Source organism: Bartonella sp. HY406, from assembly GCF_025449315.1.
Lineage (GTDB): Bacteria > Pseudomonadota > Alphaproteobacteria > Rhizobiales > Rhizobiaceae > HY038.
The window spans coordinates 1,429,097-1,448,037 of sequence record NZ_CP104893.1 but is presented as its reverse complement, the minus strand read 5'-3'; the positions used below and the strand labels follow the sequence as shown (position 1 = coordinate 1,448,037).

Genomic DNA, 18,941 nt, shown 5'->3' with positions numbered 1-18,941 from the left:
CTTATCGTTTTATCCATATTCTCTGTTTTCGCGTAAAATATGCGTTCTATAAACACTGTAATAGCTATTTTATGGATTTTTCGTCAATAGGCAAAGTCGAATAATTCCTTTTGCTCTATTTTTATATTAGTTTGGACTGTATCACTAATTTATAGAAAACATGGATCAACAAGGCATGAGATATTCATATATATTATAGATTATTATATAGGTAATTCATTGCTTATTGTTAAATATAAGCCATGAATTTTAGTTCCAAAAATTCATGGCTTACATCAATACTCACTTATCCTTTGTTTGCTTCAGCTCTAATTCCTGAAACTACCGATTCTAAGGTATCCTTATCAGTGGCGCCCGTAATCATCTGCGTGCCAATGACAAAGCAAGGCGTAAAATTAATGCCTAGTTGTGCTGCAATCTCACCATTTTTAATAAGTGTTTCTGCAGGCATTGCACCGCTAGCTATTGACTTAATTTCGGTAACATCGGCACCTAAAGATTTAGCAACTTCGAGCGCACTCTCTTCTGTTGCCTTAGCATCGAGTGTCATCATTTTTAGATGAAATTCTTGATATTTATCAGGATATTTTTGCCGCATCACTTGCGCAACAAGGTGTGCTTGGACAGAATCATTACCCAAAATTGGTAGATCCTTCATTACAAAGCGGATATTTTTATCTTGCTTTAAAAGCTTTTCAACTTCCTCAAATGAGCGTTTGCAGTAGCCACAATTATAATCATAAAATTCAACAATGGTCACATCACCATTAGGATTGCCTAAAACAATGTCGTCTGATGACTTAAAAATTTGTTCGAAATTGCTATTAATGATTTGCGCTGTCACTTCAGGGGTGCGTTCTTTTGCGTTACCTGATTGTTGCTCAATTAAGGCTTGCTGAACTTCCAACATTATTTCTGGATTTTCAATGAGATATTTTTTCACAACACTCCGGATATGATCATCATCTAAGTTACTAGCAGATAATTTATCGCGTAAATGGCTTAAAAATAACGGATCAGAAAGAATTTCTTTCTTCACTGTAGCAAGATCCGATTTTTGTAAAGCATTTTGTGCCATAGCAGGAGATAAGCTGGAAAATGCAAGGGCGGCAATAAGACCAAGACTTAAAATTCCCTTTAGTTTCAATTGCTTTAGTGCCTTATTCATAATTTATTCAATCCCCTGTAATACGGATTTGTATTTAATTAAGCGGTATTTATTGCAATGAATTTTAGTCTTAAAAGCTAACAATCTGCAATGTTTGTTATTGTATTATCTATTTTGAACTATAATTAAATAGAGCAAAACCTATTGCTGTTACAAGTAAAAACTATTTGTCTTTATCTTTGCGATTTTCTGTTGTGGTTAAAATATCTTGGGCACGTAACCATTCTGCTGAGTTCGGTTTGAGACTACGCTGTGCACGAACTGCGAAGATTCTTGCTTGCTTATACTCGCTACCATAATAATACATGTCCGCCGTTGCAAGATCAGCCAGTCCAGTTTGCCCTTGTCTGCCATAGGCCTGCGCTAAAACACCGTATCCAGAGGCAAAAGATGGCTCATTCCGCAATCCAGATTTGATCTCGCTTATTGCAAGAGTGAGATTGCTCGGTTTATTGGTAGCAAGTAGTGCACGTCCATAATTGATACGCAACAAGCTAGAACGACTTTTATCAAGGGAACTTGCACGTTTATAGGCTTCAGCCGCTCCTTGTGCATCATTGGCACGCAATAGTGCATCCCCTAATAATTCTTGAAAATAGGCATTTTGTGGCTGTTCTTTCAATAATGCTTTTGCTTTTGTCACGCCGTCTTGTGGACGCGCATTGGCAACTGCGATAATTGTATCGCCGTAGCGAGCCGGTAATGAGCGAGGATTAGCAGCAAACATACGTCGTAATTCTGACGTACGTCCCATATTGCCAGCTATTTTTGCCCTCGCCATGTCATGGCGTAGCTGTAACTCTGCTGGATCTTTCTTTTCAAAATATGGGCTTTGTTTGGCTAGTGTTTGGATAGCTGCGATGCGCTCTGGTGGCAATGGGTGACTACTACGATAAGGATCAATCCGTGATCCAGATAGATTAAGTGATCGGCCTAATCGGTCAAAAGTAGTAAGCATGCCTTTCGCAGATTGCTGTGTCTTATTAAGATAATTAATTGCAGAGCGATCTGCAGCACTTTCTTCACCCCGTTGATAGGCCATAAGAGTGCGCATTGCTACATCACTACTGCCCATAGCAATTGCACCACCAGCAGCGCCGGCATCACTATTTCCAGTCGAACTACCCGCAACGCCGGCACCAATACCAACGAGCATACCAATTACGGCCATAGTCTGCGCGCGTTTCATTTGTTCACGTAATCGATGCTGGTGACCACCAGCGAGATGGCCAATCTCATGCGCTATAACACCGATGATTTCATTCGGTGTTTCTGACTGCATGAGGGCACCGACATTAACAAATATGCGCACGCCATCAACAAATGCATTAAAACTCATATCGTTAACCAGAATTACTTCAACATCTGGACGAAGACCCGCCGCCTTTAATAATGGGCGGGCATAATCACGCACCAATGCTTCAATTTCAGCATCCCGAACCAATGAGATACTACGCCCTTGCGCTGATGCATTGGTAGAAAAATTGCTTAAAACCAATGCTATGGCTATAAAGGTTTTTAGTAATTTTTTAGAATCGAAATATTGAAAATAATTACTGTTTCCTGCTAGATATAAGATCGCACGCAACTTGTGCCAAAGCTTATATTGACTGTTCTTTGCTGTATTCATAAATTGGAAAACCTCATAAAAACAGCTCGATATAAAATTCACTCTTTATCAAAGCTGATAGTTTTTACACTTTTAATTCAATTTAATAATAAAAGTCATATTAATCAGGCGATTATAGGGCAATATTATAAAGTGAAGCAATAAAGAATTGCTTTAACGATGCATGCTTGATAATTGCAATCCTAGATCATAAAGTCGATCAATCATTATTATATAAGTAGTGCTTATCTATTAAATTATAATTATGTTAGGGGCAGGACCTATTAATTTAAACGAAATGGTATGAGGAAATTTTTGTGAGAACCCAAGCATTAAATGTGAGAAGAACCGCAGGAAATATAAATATTTTCAAGGGGCTTGGACAAAGTTATCGCGAAAATTTATCATATCCTGAAAGGACACAAAAATAGCTGTAATCTACTGCGTCGTAAAGCTCAAATGGGTATACCACCCACTTTTCGCTTTCCTCCCCTTTATATCAAAAATGTATATTTTTGTTGTTATTGTGCTATTTCATTTAAATTAATAGGTCCTGACCCCAAACATTTAAAAGCTGGAGAATAAAATTGCGGTTTCTTTCAGAACGCGGAGATGTTGAGCCATTTTATGCAATGGATATCCTAGCGGCTGCCAATAAACTAAAAGGGCAGGGCAATGATGTTATTTCGTTAGCAGTTGGCCAACCTTCAGCACCGGCACCTAAAGCAGTATTGGAAGCTGCCAATGCTGCATTGATAGATGGTCATATTGGCTATACTGATTCATTAGGGCTTAAATCCTTACGGCAGGCTATAGCTGATTATTATAATTCCCATCACGGAGTTAATATAAGTTTTGAACGTATTGCAATTACGACTGGGTCGTCAGCAGCATTTAATTTAGCATTTTTAAGCTATTTTGATGTTGGGGATAATGTTGCAATTACACGACCAGGATATCCAGCTTATCGTAACATTATGAAGGCGCTGGGAATCAATGTTATTGAAATTGAAGTCGATAAGAATAATGGTGGCGTATTAACCGCTGATGCTTTGCTGGAGGCCCATAAAAAGACCCCTTTAAAAGCAGTATTATTTGCATCACCCGCCAATCCTACGGGTGCCTCTCTAAATGCAGACCAGTTAAAACAAATTGTGACCGCAGCTGCAGACCATAATATCCATATTATCTCAGATGAAATCTACCACCGCTTAAACTATTCAGGTCCAGACATTACAGCTCTATCATTTAGTGATAATGTGACCATTATTAATTCATTTTCCAAATATTATTGCATGACGGGTTGGCGTATAGGCTGGATGGTTTTGCCGCAATATGCGGTACGCTCGATTGAGAGAATTGCACAAAGCCTATATATTTCTGCACCAGAACTATCTCAAAAAGCTGCTATTGCAGCATTTGGTGCAACAAAAGAGCTTGAAGATGTTAAAGCTCAATATCAAATAAGTCGCAATCTGCTTGAAAACCGCTTGCCGCATTTAGGTTTAAATCTTCTGGCTCCATTAGATGGTGCATTTTACGCCTATTGTGATTGTTCACAATATACCAATAACAGTATGATTTTTGCTAAAAAAATATTAGCTGAAACATTAGTTGCTGTTACCCCAGGGCAGGATTTCGATCCAATTATGGGGCATAAGGCTTTGCGTTTTTCTTATGCTGGAGATCCTAAGCGCGTAGCTATTGCATTAGACCGTATTGAGGCATTTTTGCACCGATAACATATCAGAAGTTTAAAGCCCTAGTTGCTTTTACTTATAATAATGCCAAATCCAATTTATAAAATAGAAATGGATTTGGCATTATTTTAAAAGGCTAAAATTACATTCATGTAAATAAGTGACATAAACCAAATTTATCCAGTAAACTAAAAATATTGAATTAAAACAAGCTTAGGACTTTATGTCATATTCTTCAATTTCAATATTATTTCTGTTCTGGCTGATCTAGCTCGTTCTTCAACCTACGATCAAATTCATCTTCATCAGTCGTTTGTGAAGCATTTTTTGAAGCTATAGTGTCAATAATCTGTTCATTGCGACTGGGCTTGTCTAGAATATGCTGCGGTTCAAGGAGCTGTAACGAGAATTTTTGCAAATTTACATTTTTATTTTTAACATTATCCTTGCTTGCTTGCGGTTTATCATTCGATATCTGACCATTGTCAGTCGCAATATCATTTTGGGAGCGAGGCAGAGGTTTTCTACTTTCAGTGTCAGTATCAGTATTTACTGAAGTTGGCTTTTTGCTTTCAGTTGCCTTTGCCATTGTTGAAGATTGAGATAATTTGGTTGCATTATCTAATGCGGCGTCCAAACCTGAAACTTTCTTTAGTTGGCTATCCACAGACGTAACAGCAGCATTGCGGGGTTTTGCCATAAGCGGTGGGCGTAACATTCCTTGCGGAACACTGCGTTGCGCTATAGGACGTTCTTGTGAAGACCTTGCTTTGTCAGTGGGCAAAAAGCCTTGCATCGGTGAGTTTTCAGCCTGTCCTCTATTTACAGGATTTGTGCTACCTATATTGCTAGCTGCGTTACCAGAAGCATTTTTAGGCTGGGTGGCATTTTTACTCGTATTTTTATCAAAATTCTTTTCGTCTTGCCCTGAAGGTTTAACTGATGGCGTATCTACTGCGGAAACGTGTGCCCCTGTCTCGCCTTTATGTTCTTGAATTTTCTCTTCAGATACTTGCTCATTTTTGTTTATAAAAACCGTTGATTCCACGTTGTTTAATGAAGCGGGCGTCGCAAACCTTGGTTGAATGTTGCGACTATCATCATTATTGGAGGATAATTTACTTTTATCGCTAGCTGTAGTGCCTTTATTAATTGGCGCGTTGCTAATAGTTGCATTAAAGTTGACATTACTACCGCGAAATACCCCAGCAGCTTTCATTACTTTGTAAGGATTGATTGGCTTTGGAGTACCAAAGGGATTGTCTTGGTTCTTTTGATGAGAAGTTTCACCGCGTAAAAATTGTTTCGATGGCTGCTCTTTGACCTCTTGACCTGTTGGTCGCTTTAAACCGCTGCGCAATGATGTATATCCAGAAGCTACTGGATCTGACTGATTAGAATCACTTACCTTCTTAAAGCTAGTCTGTTCACTATTATTTCCATCTTTGATGGCGTTGTTAGTTGATGCGGACTTAAGTGATGCAATGCTTGTGTTAACTTCATTAGTGGCGACGACTGTATTGCTTAGCTTATTTTTGATGGGAGCACTATCGGCATTTTTTTCTTGAGGCGCAAATGACTGTTCTGCGTCTGCTTCGAATTTTCGTTCTTGTAGTTCATCACTTTGGATTTTTTCGTCATAAGCTGTTTTATCTGCAGCTTCAAAATTTACTTCATCACCTTGGCTATCATGTGAATGAATTGATGGCGTTTCCTCATCGAAGACAGTTTCCTCTGCCTCCCAATTATCATTTTCTTCATTGAGTTTAGGTGATGCTATTTCTTCTATAGAGGCTGAATCATTTCTTGATGAACTTAGCGCATCAACCTTGCTATCTTGATTAGTCGCAACATCGAAGGCTGTGTTCGAATCAGATTGTGATGCTTTTGCAACTTCTAGTTTGGGCGAGGTATAGCTATTCACACCGCTTATGCCGTCATTAGGAGTATGGGATTGCAGTTTTTCAATATTGCTCTCTATATTTGAACTAATATTATCAAATCCAGAAAGATTTTGTTTTTCCTGCGTCTGGCCAGAAGATTGCCCAGGTGCACCAGCAGTAACTGACATATTGGCACTAGATGTTGAGGCTGGGAAAATATCTGACATCACCTGATTTGGCTCATCACCAAGGTTGTCAAGGCCTAAAATTTCGGAGGAATTGTCAGATGGCAATGAAAGTTTTGATATATTTGTTTCAATAACAAGATCTATTGGTCCACCAATAAGAATCAAATGCTCCACATTATCTCTTTTTATAAGAACAAGTCGGCGTTTACTATCAATAGGCGCAGCATCACGAACAGATAAACGAGCCTCACGATTTTTGCCACCGACAACATAGGTACCTCTTGTGAAGCGCTTTATAATCATAATTATTAACCATAAAACTATAATAGCAGCAACAAATAACGCTATATAGCTGACAATATTGGCAGCCTCAGCGCCTATCTGTGTAGTCAGCCAAGCATTCATGTCCATTCTCCGTTCCTAAAGTCGCGGGTCCCCTGATGATTAAATATCAACACCCGTTAAAGAAAATAAATTTATTAATGGTTTTGACATATTAAAGGAAACGTTAACAGATGGAAATGGAAAAAAATGCTTTTATTCTAGAAGCATCCACAGCCATTTTCTTTTTAAAATAGTTATATTAGCAATCTGGATTTGCACCATTGGCTGCATTATGATTGAACATAACTTCAATATGTGTGTGCTTTAAGTAAAAGGGTTATATGATGTCACGGGACGAAAATGCTAACGGGTCATCGGAAGATCATGGTAGAAACGGCTGGGTGATATTTGGTAGGATCACATCGGTGCTTCTTATCCTTGTTGGTTGTGGCAGTGCTTATTATGCGTATGAAATGAAGTTAGACCCGCAAATTTTACTTGCGGTTTTATGTGCATTTTCAGCAATAGGTTTGTTTTTTTTACTTTGTACCACCCTAGGAGTGTGCCGGTTTACTACCGCAGATCCGCGTAAAAGTTCAGTTGTAAAGATGTTAGATCATATGCCTGATGCGGTTGTAATTACCGATAATGTGGGAACGATTCGCTATATGAACTCAGCTTATCGCCAATTGGCAGGACCACAATCTTATACACCTGAAGTCTTGTTTAGTAAAAATGAAAAGGCCACGCAGATAATCTATAAGCTCAACCTTGCCGCGCAATCAGATAAAAGCGCCTATGAAGAGTTGCGTATTTCTGGCGGCTTGGGAAAAAAAGACGAACAAACGAAAAGCTTTGTTTATGGTGTAAATGTAAGCCCTATGGAGGTTGAAGGCGAACGCTTTATTATTTGGAATATTGCTGATTTTACAAATTTGCGCGATCGTCAGGAAAGCCTATTTGAGGACTTGCAAGAGGCAATTTATCATCTTGATAATTCTCCTGCTGGTTTTATATCTTTTGACGATAACGGCCAAATAAAATATATGAATACCACACTTGCTAAGTGGTTAGCTGTTGATATAGCGCAATTCCCGCTGCAAGACTTCAATTTTACTAATTTTATCGGTAATGAGGTTTTTGCCAATATCAAAGAAACTGTAGCTAATTCAAATGCTGAAAATTTAACTTTTGATTTAGAATTATCCAATTCGTCTGGTGGCCACATTGCGGTTACTATGTACATGGCGACTATAGCCGATACAATTAAAAGCGAGGATAAAAGGGCATTTTTAATCTTACGCAGCAAGTTGATGAGTGATACTACTCTTCCAACGCCTACCTCAGTAGAAATCGAAAACCGCAACTATCTGGTCGAACAACCATTAGATGTTTTTGCTGTAAATCCTATTGCCATGGCAATCATTGATTCTCATGGAGCAATCGTTAATTATAATCAGCAATTTTTGAAATCGATACCACAGTTGGGGGAAAATAGCGCAGGGCTAAATCTAGTGTCGATTATTCACCCTCGCGAGCAAGTACGCTTGAAACAGATTTTAAGTCATACAATTTCAGGTGCTCAAAATATTGCTTATTTAGATACATCATTAGTAAATCGTGAAGATGGATATATTCGATTATATTTTAGTCAATTACCAATTACCACCTATGGTACTGAGCCTTTATTTATTATGTCGGTTGTTGAAATTGCTGAACAACGTGCATTGGAACAGCAGGTGGAACATGGGCAAAAAATGCAAGCGGTAGGTCAGTTAGCTGGCGGTATTGCACATGATTTCAACAATGTGCTTACTGCAATTACTATGTCTTGCGATTTATTATTGCTTAGTCACCGTAGCTCTGACCCATCTCATCCCGATATTATGAACATCAAGAATAATGCGGATCGTGCTGCTGCATTAGTGCAAAAGCTTTTGGCTTTTTCACGCCGTCAAACTCTTCGCCCTGAAGTTCTTGATTTAACCGATGTTTTATCTGATTTTAGATTGTTAGGAGATCGCCTCATTGGTAGTACCATTAAGTTGGTAGTTGAGCATGGTCGTGATATATGGCCAATCAAGGGCGATCTTGCCGAATTGGAGCGGGTTTTTATGAACCTTACTACCAATGCGCGTGATGCCATGCCGGATGGCGGAATTTTAACCATCAAAACATCTAATTTACCTGCATCGCAATTATTTCCCTATGATCACCCAATACCGGTTGAGCAAGATTATGTTCTTGTCGAGATAAGCGATACTGGAACCGGCATTCCTAGTGAAATTCTTGAAAAAATCTTTGATCCATTTTTTACAACAAAAGAACTTGGCAAAGGTACAGGGTTAGGTTTATCGATGGTTTATGGTATTATTAGCCAGACCGGTGGTTATGTTTTCTGCGCCTCTGAAATTGGTCTTGGTACTAAATTTAGCATTTTATTACCGCGTTATATTCCGGCGATTGGTACAGAAGAAGAACCTAAAAAGCTTGAATCCAAAGCAATCGAATATAAATCCGTCGACCTTTCAGGTTCTGCTACAGTCTTATTAGTCGAAGATGAAGATGCAGTTCGAAAAGGTGGGGTTAAAGCACTTCAGTCACGCGGATATACAGTATATGAGGCCGCAACTGGTGTCGAGGCGCTCGAAGTTATTGAAGAATGTAATGGAAAAATCGATATCGTCGTTTCTGATGTGGTAATGCCAGAAATGGATGGTCCAAGTCTGTTACGTGTTTTGCAAAAGAAATACCCTTATATAAAGTTTATTTTTGTATCGGGTTATGCAGAAGACGCCTTCGCCAAAAATCTTCCAGATGATGCGAATTTTACATTCTTGCCAAAACCATTTTCATTAAAACAACTCGCAACAGCAGTTAAGGAAGTATTACAGGAAGATCTAAACTAGTTTTAGGTGGTTGGAAGTTGGAAAGAAGTTGGAAAATTTGTTTTTTCGTTTTTATTATGCTGTAGCATTGGGTAATAATTGATTACATCAAACATAGGCATAACTAAAATCAAGACCTATTTATTTAAAGAAATAAGCCCAAATAAACAACAAAATATACAATTTTTAATATAAAGCGGAGAAAAGCTCAAATGGGTGGTATACCCATTTGAGCTTTTCTCCGCATTAAACTACGGCAGTTTTTGTGTCCTATCAGGATATGTTAAATTTTCGCGATGACTTTGTCGAAGAGCCTAAAAATATTAACGTTTTTTGCGGCGCTGCACACATTTAATCTTTGGGTTTTAAAAAAATTGCTCATACCATTTCATTCAAATTAATAGGTCCTGCCTTAGGTATTTGATAAAAACAATTATATTCAGTTTTGGGAATCCTATATTATATTAAATCTATGGGTTTTAATCACTTGAAAACTGACTTATAATTTTATTTTCCTATGCTTTGCGCTTATTTAATAATAACATATTACTTGAGCACATACTTATTTTTTAATCTGGGAGTATCATATATGCGTTTATCTATGAAATCCGTTCTTTCAGCTGTACTTCTTTCCAGCTGTTTTTTTGCACCCAAAGCCTTTGCTGATATTACCATTGGCTTTATTGGTCCTGTAACAGGTCCAGTGGCAGCTTATGGCGTACAGGCTAGCAACGGTACTCGTATCGCAATTGATGAAATTAATAAAAAAGGCGGCGTTAATGGTGAAAAGCTTGTTTTAAAGATTTTTGACGATGCAGCAGAGCCGAAACAAGGCATTTCGGTAGCCAACCAAATTGCCAGTGAAGGTATTCTTTATGTTGTTGGACCAGTAACATCCAACTCTGCAATGCCTGTATCAACTATTTTAGAAAATAATGATATTTTGATGGTTACTCCGTCATCTACAACACCTGAACTATCTGCACGAAATATGTGGAATGTTTTTAGAACGATTGGGCGAGATGACCAGCAAGCAGATTTTGCTGCTGAATATGCACTTGCGCACTGGAAGGGAAAAAATATTGCAATCATCCATGATAAGGCTACTTATGGTAAAGGTCTTGCGGATTCGTTTAAAAAGACTTTGAACGCTGGTGGTATAACTGAAAGCTATTATGGATCAATCACACCTGGCGAGCGTGATTATAATGTCATTGTTAGCCGCCTAAAAGCTGATAATGTTGATTATGTTTATTTTGGTGGTTATCATCCTGAAGCAGGTCTTCTTTTACGCCAAATGCGTGAGCAGGGGGTAAAGGCAATCATGATCGGTGGCGATGGTCTTAATACTTCAGGATTAGGAGCTATTGCGGGTGATGCTGTTGAAGGAACGATCTTCACAAATCCGGCAGATTCTTCGAAAAATCCATTAGCAAAAGATGCGTTAGAAGCGCTCAGCGCCAATAAAATTCCTACAGAAGCCTTTACTATGAACGGTTATGCCGCAGTGCAAGTCATTGCATTTGGCATTGAAAAGGCAGGAAATGCGGATGATGCGCAAGCAGTTGCAGATGTGCTTCATTCTGGAGAACCAATCCCGACAGCTATTGGTGAGATCACCTATGGTGAGCGTGGTGACATGACATCAAAAACATTTTCTCTATATAAATGGGAAAACGGTAAAATTGTACCGGTAGAATAAATTTATAGCGCCCCTATATTTTTAGGGGCGCTATATTTTTAAAATGGATATTTTCGCGAACTGATATGTTATTTGTCAATAAGCTACTTCTTATTCTTCCTCATCTTCATCAGGTTCGCTTTCATACATATTTTCATTTACAATATCGGTGTCTTCATTATCAAGTGGGTTGTCTATATCATCTAGATACTTACGACGATTACCATCATATCGCGGCGATCCGCCTTCTGCTACCTCATCAAAAATATCAACGGTATCAATTGGACCATCAAGATTATCATCTTGTTCAGCTAGTTTTTCGACGTCAATTATTTTAATTTTTTGTTCATTGGATTTATGCTCAATCATTTTATTTCCCTAACTACATATTGTCGAAAATTTTCTAATTTTAATAAGTAAAGTTTATTTGTCGACAAAATCACATAATTATGTATATGCCATTCTTTAACATTCGTTATTCCTATAAAATTTAATCCAATTTCATCAATAAACAAGTGAAATAAGATAAGAATTATGTGATGATGGTACCGCTGCTTGCCAATCCCTATCCGATCAGTTTTTACCATTAAAAAAAGTATATAAATTTTTTGATTTGATATTATAAGATTTTTTTAATTCGGTATTGTTAGACTTGTTTGCTTCGTAGTTTAAGGTTAAGCCTAAGGCAAAAAGCCGCTTATTTATAATGCTATTTGCGGCGCAGTCATTGAAAAGCAGTAAAATGAGTCTTTTAAAGAAGTTTGCAACCGTTGCGTCTGGCACATTAATGAGCCGTATTTTCGGGTTTATACGTGAAATGCTCATGGCCGCAGCCGTTGGAACTGGCCCCGTTGCCGATGCGTTTAACGCCGCATTTCGTTTTCCTAACACGTTTCGTCGTCTTTTCGCAGAAGGTGCATTTAATTCCGCTTTTGTCCCTTTGTTTTCGAAACAAATCGAGGAAGAGGGCATGGAAAGTGCTCGTAAGTTTTCTGAAGAGGTCTTTGGTGTTTTATTTTCCATCCTAATTGTATTAACAATAGCAATGGAACTTTCAATGCCGCTGCTTGTTTCCTATGTTATTGCACCTGGCTTTACAAGCGACCCACAAAAATACGATGCAACCGTACGCCTTGCCACCATCATGTTTCCTTACCTTGCATGTATGTCATTGGCGGCAATGATGGGCGGTATGCTCAACTCACTTCATCGTTATTTTGCTGCAGCTATTGCACCGGTTTTCCTCAATATTATTCTGATTGGCGTTTTGGCATATGCATGGTTTGCAAAGCTTGATGTTTGGCATGTTGGTGTCTATATTTCTTGGGGGGTATTGGTTTCAGGTTTGGTGCAATTATTTATTGTATGGGTAGCCGTCTATAACGCTGGAATGAAGATCACATTGCGCATCCCTAAATTCACACCGAATGTACGTCGCTTACTAGTATTAGCGCTACCTGCGGCTATTACTGGCGGCATCACCCAAATTAATTTGCTTATCAATACCAATATCGCATCAAGCCAATCTGGAGCGGTATCATCACTTGTTTATGCTGATCGTCTTTATCAATTACCTCTTGGCGTTGTTGGCATTGCTGTTGCAACGGTTCTTTTGCCAGAGCTATCAAGGGCATTGCGCGCTAAAAATATGGTTGAAGCAAGCAATTTACAAAATAGATCTGTTGAATTTACTTTGTTTTTAACTCTGCCAGCTGCAGCAGCTTTCCTTGTAATGTCAGAGCCCATTGTACGCCTATTATTTCAACGAGGACAATTTGATGCAACTGCTACCCTAACTGTTGCTTCAATCCTTGCCATTTACGGGCTTGGTCTGCCAGCATTTGTATTGATAAAAGCTTTTATTCCAGGATTTTTTGCCCGTGAAGATACTAAAACACCAATGATTTTTGCCGGTATTTCAGTTGCAGTCAATATTGCTATCGCAATTACACTATTCCCCTATCTTTCAGCAAAGGGAATAGCTATTGCTGAGATTGTAGCTGGATGGGTTAATGCTATACTTTTGCTGGCAACACTTATTAAAAGAGGGCATTGGAGCAGGGATAGTCAACTATTAAAACGAGTGCCCCGTTTAATTATTGCATCACTTATTATGGCTGTAATTTTATATTTTTCTATTCAATATTTGCAATATCCATTATCGGTTGAAGCATCATTAATCACCCGCACTATGACTGTTATTGGGTTAGTCCTTGGTGCGATGGTTATATATTTCACTACTGTTTTTACAATTGGTGGTGCCAGTCTATCTATCCTAAAACGCAGTTTGAAACGGAAAAAAACAGAATAACTCCTTGAAATATAAATTGCTCTTAAATGTAATTGCTAAAAGATATTAAGTATTAAAAATAAAGCATTATGAGACTCTTTACGACTAGCAACTGCATCCCCAAATTAGATAATTGCTATGGCTGAATTTACCCTCTCATATATTTGCATTTCCAACTCAATCATAATTAACAATCATATAAAATGTGACTTAAAATAAAAATTGGAAAAATTAAAAAAAGTACTTGTATATAGTGAAACATTCCTTTAGGAACTGTCCTGCGTGGGGCCTGTAGCTCAATTGGTTAGAGTCGGCGGCTCATAACCGCTTGGTTGGGGGTTCGAGTCCCTCCGGGCCCACCATTTTTAAAAAAATACTCTTGAAATTGTGAATTCGGGATGATTTTAAGGTCATCTCGCAATTGTGCAGCACGTTCTTGTTGCACGACGGCAATGGTGCACTGTAATTTATAAAAGAAACGTACAGCTATATTACGATGCATACGGTCTAAATCAGCACCTGTTCGAACTGTTGATCCAGTAACAAAATATTTCATAAACGATGACTGCTTATTTCGTTTGATTACAATGTTTATATGCTTAGGCAGCCCTTAACTTACTAAAGTTAGTTGGCTGCTCCTATTTATAAAAATAGCCGCTTTAATTTGATTGTGAAACACCAAAAGCACAACAAAAAATTGTGCTTTTGGATTAAGACGTATATTTAAAATAAATTAATTTAGCGCGTATTACCAACTATTGAGTATTGGTTTGGGTTAACGATTTTGTGTAAGTATTGGCAATTTTTTCAGCAATTTGAATTTCTACATTGCGTATTGCGCCGCTCACACCAACAGCGCCGACTACTATATCATTATTAAGTACGGGTACGCCACCGCCAACAGGCACCAAATTGGGTAAGGTTGCAATAGCAGGCTCAGCGCTATTGACGCGATCCATATTTACCGATGTTTTTATACGGTAAAGAGCCGCAGATTTTGCTTTTGCAATTGCGGCGTCAATGCAGCTAAGCGGTGCCTTATCCATGCGTTGAAAAGCAATTAGCATTCCAGATGTATCAACCACAGCAATACAAATATTTGCTTTTGCTTCAGCCGCTGCACTTGCTCCAGTATTAATCATATTTTTGGCGTCATTGATATCGAGGTTTGAAATCGAGTATTCTGCAATTGCAGGTAAAGGCAAGGCAATTAAACAAGATAATATTGCTAATTTTAGCAAGGCTTTCATTAGTGTCTCCAGAATGCAATAAATTTTAATTTAATTGTGAGTGTAAAAGGGGCATTAAATTGCTCTGTCACCATTTCATAATATTTGAAAAGTAAAAGATTCTTCAAATATCGCATTGGTTAGCTTTTAGCTTGCGATTTAGTGCTATTTCTAGGCTAAGTTTTGACAAAAATGCGATCATTTCAGTCATATTTCATAACCAGTTGAAATGAAACGATATCAAATAATATTTAGAGAGGATCTCGTCTAATTTTTCGCAGTAACAGCTTATATTTTTCGCAATGAACTTCATAGGAATAGTAAATATTCTAAAAATCAATTGTAATAACTATACACGAAGGCTCGGTCAGTGTTTTAGGGTGAGATTTTTTAAAAAACGTAATTTTTGAATTTTTTTTATATAATTTATTTAAATGTTAGAAAAATAATCTAATTAGAACGGAAATAGGGTGTGGGATTAGATTTAAAGTTTGAATTAATTCTGATAAAATATGATTGGAATTATGTACTTGCTGAAAATATATTTATTCCATGCTAAAATTGTTATTCGGCTGAATTTTAAGTATCAGTCATGGTTAGATATTTTTCTAACAGAATAAAAATATAAAGCGAAATCAAATCAGTATATTTGTTTTCCAATAAGAATTGTGAGGAACTAATGGACCGGTTGGACCGTAAAATATTACGTCTTTTACAGGAAAATGCAACTCTTGCAGTAGCAGATGTTGCAAAAAAAGTGGGTCTTTCGACAACCCCTTGTTGGCGTAGAATACAAAAGCTTGAGGAAGATGGGGTTATTCAACGGAGGGTAGCGATACTCGATCCGGAACAGGTCAATACCAAAGTAACGGTATTTGTTTCTATTCGCACCGGCTCTCATTCTCATGAGTGGCTGAAGCGTTTCTCAGAAGTGGTTCGTGAGTTTCCAGAAGTTGTTGAATTTTACCGGATGAGCGGCGATATCGATTATCTGCTTCGCGTTGTTGTTCCTGATATTGGTGCTTATGACAACTTTTATAAAAAGCTAATCAGCAAAATCGAAATTCGTGATGTTTCTTCCTCTTTTGCTATGGAGCAAATCAAGTACACAACGCAATTACCGCTAGATTATATGGTTTTAGAAAAGGAAACAGGAAAGAGAGATTTTGATTAGGTGTAATAATTAATCTATATCTCTATGTAAAATTATGGCGTGCGGTTTTAAATTCATAATCCGCCTGCCGATTTTGTCGAAAATTGTAAAATAAGTGCATTGTTACAAAGTTTGGGTGGCATAACGAGTCTGCTTTTTTGCAAGAAAACTAACTTAGATTAATACTCAATTAGATATTGGAGATGGCAAGGGAGATCCCATGCATTATTGATTCCAATTTTTGCTAAGCGCTCATCAGTGGTTCGTCACCTGCCACCAAAACACGGCGCACACGCCCCTTACTGTCGGTCATGGTTTGGCTTGGGTGGGCAAAGCGGCTTGCAAGGTCGCATAAGTTGCCAAGGTCTCCGCTTGCTGCGTAAATTGTGTCATTACGCAAGCCTTCGGCAAGGCGTAAGGCTAGCACCGGCTCAATGCCTTCACCCACCACCCTACGCTTGCACTCAAAACGCGGCTTGAAATAGCCATCACGCTTAAACACAAAACCACTTAGCGGAATGAGTTTGCCTTTTTGGGAGCCACGGTAATTTCAAACATCTTTACGGATATTGTAAGAAAAGCGATCCTTGCCACCAAATTGCGGGCAGGGGTCAGCATATTCACCATTGCGGGAAACTGTTGGCAAACGAAGATCAGCCACACAATTGGCAATTTTTACCCCACCCGCTTCATCAAGAAAAAGATTGATTATTGAACCACTCATGCTAACAATCTCCCCTTTTTGAGTTTGAAAGGTGCAGAGAAATGGTGATTAAAAAGAAAAAGAGCGTTCATAAGCGGCTCAACGTTTATCCGGATAAAGCACTCGGTACCATAATTGTAATTTTGATGTTGGTATTCGCAATAGGCATCTGGAGCATCCATGACGCCCCCGCAAGTACTGAGATTAAGAATAATGGATATAGTATTCTCATAGCCCTTTGCGTCTTAATGTTTAACGTTATATTTCCATTTATCAATTTTGAACCAACTCAAATTAACATTAATGAAAGCCGTGCTTCTAACTTCGCAAATCTTTTCATGAAGTTTGGTGAAATAATGGGTGGGAATAAGTCTAAAATAGAGGTTATGGCTGCAATCAAAAGCATGCAGTGTTATATTAATAATGATGATGAACATATCCAACAAGTGATTGATATAATGAAGGAATATATCGTTAATCACTCTGACTTCAGTAGTGGGTTTGATACAGAAAATTCCAAACAAAAAGCTATATTTGCGGCACTCAATTGTTTGAACGATTTTGGTAAAAAACAAAATCAAAAAATTGATATTGATAGCCTTATGCTGAAAGGAAAGCGTGATGTTATTGATAGCTATGAATTTATTGGCGGCGTGATGATTATCTGAAGTTTTTAAGTTTGCCTTGGCAAAATTTGCCCCCCACATTGCGGGCAGGGGCCAGCATATTTTCTATTGCGGGAATTGGTTGGCAAGCCAAGATCAGCCACACAATCGGCAATTTTTACCCCACCCGCTTCATCAATAAAAAGATTGATTATTGAACCGCTCATGATAACAATACTCCCGTATGTGAAACGCGAGGGAAAAGCATGAACAGCGAGAAACATAAAGTAAAAGATACTGTTCAACGACAATCGAAAAAGGAAAGTCTTGGGAGTTGGCGAGCACTTATTCCAGCTATCTTTGCAGGCGGCGTGGGCAAGGTGGGGTAGGCCGGACTCCGCGTCTAAATCTTCACCATTCCAAAGGGAAATTTAAGCCGTAGCCGGCAGCGTAAAGCCGCCCTTATACAAACTTACCATCTGCTTGGCTGCACCAATTATGGTCGTCATATTTTGGCGCACCAAAGGCTAAAATCTTTGCTATTTTTTACAAGGCTCTACTGGCAATAGGTCAAGGCATGGTTTACCACTATCATGCTTTGTTGCACTATTGGCTTTATCAACTATTATCTTAATAATCCCTATAGCTAAGGGCAAAAGGTGGGGCATATGCTATTCGCCCATGATTAAATAATGAGCGTGACTCTGTTTTAGCTACAATGTCTACGCATATGCGGTTATCGATTTTTTTGATGATTTGTTGCGGTTTGGACCCGAAAGAAGCGATCTTGCTACCCAAATCTACAATAAATGAAGGACTGATTTCTACTAGCCGCGTTAAGGCAGGCGAAGCTGTATGGATTCCATTACCTGCACAGATTGTCCGCAAGATTTCTAAAACGGTAAAAACCGAAACAACTATGCTTCGTGTAAATAGTAAAGGTAAGCCATGGACTGTTTCAGGTTTCTTGCCTCTCGGCGACCAATCAAGCTAATGCTTGAGCCAAAAGGGCTGATTGGAGCAGGGCTAACACTAATAGGAATTACGCCACACAGTTGCGACCATATTAGCAGAATTAGGTTACGATGATCGCACCATTGCAGACATGTTAGGGCAAAGAACAACCGGCATGGCCCAACACTATTTAAGGTCAGCGAAACGCTTCAAAAAACCAACGCCAGTAATTGTAAATTTGGACCAAGAAGTGAATAGACGCAAAACAAAAAATGTTTAACCTCACTTAAAAAGTATCTAACCTTGCTATTTCCAGTTTTCAACTTTTAAGGATTGTTTAGCATTATCAATAAGATAAATGGTGCCCCCAGAGAGACTCGAACTCCCGACCCCCTGATTACAAATCAGGTGCTCTACCAACTGAGCTATAAGGGCAACGCGTTTGCGTTGACATGCATTTAGCATATTGATCTAAACTTGCAAGCCTAAAAACACTTAAATATGCATTTTTTTTAAAATAATTCACGATTGTGGATAAGTTGATCCAAAAATACCAATGTTTGACC

The 18,941-nt window shown here is 38.4% G+C and carries 15 protein-coding genes, 2 tRNA genes and 1 pseudogene; 9 read left to right on the top strand and 9 right to left on the bottom strand.

Annotated features, from left to right (window positions below; all coding sequences use genetic code 11):
- Positions 1-286: 286 nt before the first annotated feature.
- Positions 287-1,168 (bottom strand): DsbA family protein, encoded by an 882-nt coding sequence (locus N6B01_RS06040; protein ID WP_262080382.1) that lies wholly within the window; start codon positions 1,166-1,168, stop codon positions 287-289.
- A 163-nt stretch (positions 1,169-1,331) separates the two neighbouring features.
- The gene (locus tag N6B01_RS06035; protein ID WP_262080381.1) at positions 1,332-2,798 is read right to left on the bottom strand and encodes a M48 family metalloprotease; all 1,467 of its coding nucleotides are present in this window, start codon (positions 2,796-2,798) and stop codon (positions 1,332-1,334) included.
- Positions 2,799-3,364: 566 nt separating this feature from the next.
- Between N6B01_RS06035 and N6B01_RS06030 the strand changes: the two genes are divergently transcribed.
- Complete coding sequence (locus N6B01_RS06030; protein WP_262080380.1) at positions 3,365-4,519, top strand: pyridoxal phosphate-dependent aminotransferase; 1,155 nt, start codon at positions 3,365-3,367, stop codon at positions 4,517-4,519.
- A 205-nt stretch (positions 4,520-4,724) separates the two neighbouring features.
- On the opposite strand, the gene N6B01_RS06025 is transcribed toward N6B01_RS06030, so the two are convergent.
- A complete protein-coding gene (locus N6B01_RS06025; RefSeq protein WP_262080379.1) occupies positions 4,725-6,959 on the bottom strand; it encodes a flagellar biosynthetic protein FliO in 2,235 nt (744 codons plus the stop codon).
- Positions 6,960-7,216: 257 nt separating this feature from the next.
- Here N6B01_RS06025 and N6B01_RS06020 point away from each other — a divergent pair, with 257 nt between their 5' ends.
- Both N6B01_RS06020 and N6B01_RS06015 read left to right on the top strand, forming a co-directional pair.
- On the top strand, positions 7,217-9,781 hold the full coding sequence (locus N6B01_RS06020) for an ATP-binding protein (RefSeq protein ID WP_262080378.1): 2,565 nt from the start codon (positions 7,217-7,219) through the stop codon (positions 9,779-9,781).
- A gap of 568 nt (positions 9,782-10,349) precedes the next feature.
- Positions 10,350-11,462: an ABC transporter substrate-binding protein gene (locus tag N6B01_RS06015; RefSeq protein ID WP_262080377.1), complete on the top strand. Its 1,113-nt coding sequence runs from the start codon at positions 10,350-10,352 to the stop codon at positions 11,460-11,462.
- Between the two features lie 90 nt (positions 11,463-11,552).
- Here N6B01_RS06015 and N6B01_RS06010 read toward each other — a convergent pair whose 3' ends face one another.
- Complete coding sequence (locus N6B01_RS06010) at positions 11,553-11,810, bottom strand: hypothetical protein (protein WP_262080376.1); 258 nt, start codon at positions 11,808-11,810, stop codon at positions 11,553-11,555.
- 373 nt (positions 11,811-12,183) lie between these two features.
- On the opposite strand from N6B01_RS06010, the gene murJ reads away from it, so the two are divergent.
- Both murJ and N6B01_RS06000 read left to right on the top strand, forming a co-directional pair.
- Positions 12,184-13,752 (top strand): murein biosynthesis integral membrane protein MurJ, encoded by a 1,569-nt coding sequence (murJ, locus tag N6B01_RS06005; RefSeq protein WP_262080375.1) that lies wholly within the window; start codon positions 12,184-12,186, stop codon positions 13,750-13,752.
- Positions 13,753-14,016: 264 nt separating this feature from the next.
- Positions 14,017-14,093: transfer RNA gene (locus N6B01_RS06000), tRNA-Ile, on the top strand.
- Between the two features lie 393 nt (positions 14,094-14,486).
- On the opposite strand, the gene N6B01_RS05995 is transcribed toward N6B01_RS06000, so the two are convergent.
- Positions 14,487-14,981, bottom strand: coding sequence for a GlcG/HbpS family heme-binding protein (locus N6B01_RS05995; protein ID WP_262080374.1), 495 nt, complete (start codon positions 14,979-14,981; stop codon positions 14,487-14,489).
- A gap of 658 nt (positions 14,982-15,639) precedes the next feature.
- On the opposite strand from N6B01_RS05995, the gene N6B01_RS05990 reads away from it, so the two are divergent.
- Complete coding sequence (locus N6B01_RS05990; RefSeq protein ID WP_262080373.1) at positions 15,640-16,134, top strand: Lrp/AsnC family transcriptional regulator; 495 nt, start codon at positions 15,640-15,642, stop codon at positions 16,132-16,134.
- Positions 16,135-16,357: 223 nt separating this feature from the next.
- Here N6B01_RS05990 and N6B01_RS05985 read toward each other — a convergent pair whose 3' ends face one another.
- On the bottom strand, positions 16,358-16,615 hold the full coding sequence (locus N6B01_RS05985; protein WP_262080372.1) for a hypothetical protein: 258 nt from the start codon (positions 16,613-16,615) through the stop codon (positions 16,358-16,360).
- Between the two features lie 48 nt (positions 16,616-16,663).
- Positions 16,664-16,837, bottom strand: a complete 174-nt coding sequence (locus tag N6B01_RS05980; protein WP_262080371.1) for a hypothetical protein — start codon at positions 16,835-16,837, stop codon at positions 16,664-16,666.
- 41 nt (positions 16,838-16,878) lie between these two features.
- On the opposite strand from N6B01_RS05980, the gene N6B01_RS05975 reads away from it, so the two are divergent.
- A complete protein-coding gene (locus N6B01_RS05975; protein ID WP_262080370.1) occupies positions 16,879-17,484 on the top strand; it encodes a hypothetical protein in 606 nt (201 codons plus the stop codon).
- Between the two features lie 5 nt (positions 17,485-17,489).
- On the opposite strand, the gene N6B01_RS05970 is transcribed toward N6B01_RS05975, so the two are convergent.
- Positions 17,490-17,648, bottom strand: a complete 159-nt coding sequence (locus tag N6B01_RS05970; protein WP_262080369.1) for a hypothetical protein — start codon at positions 17,646-17,648, stop codon at positions 17,490-17,492.
- 560 nt (positions 17,649-18,208) lie between these two features.
- On the opposite strand from N6B01_RS05970, the gene N6B01_RS05965 reads away from it, so the two are divergent.
- The gene (locus N6B01_RS05965) at positions 18,209-18,415 is read left to right on the top strand and encodes a hypothetical protein (protein WP_262080368.1); all 207 of its coding nucleotides are present in this window, start codon (positions 18,209-18,211) and stop codon (positions 18,413-18,415) included.
- A gap of 57 nt (positions 18,416-18,472) precedes the next feature.
- A pseudogene (locus N6B01_RS15235) lies at positions 18,473-18,655 on the top strand (site-specific recombinase); the annotation flags it as partial.
- A gap of 79 nt (positions 18,656-18,734) precedes the next feature.
- On the opposite strand, the gene N6B01_RS05960 reads toward N6B01_RS15235, so the two are convergent.
- A tRNA-Thr gene (locus tag N6B01_RS05960) sits at positions 18,735-18,810 on the bottom strand.
- Between the last annotated feature and the right edge of the window lie 131 nt (positions 18,811-18,941).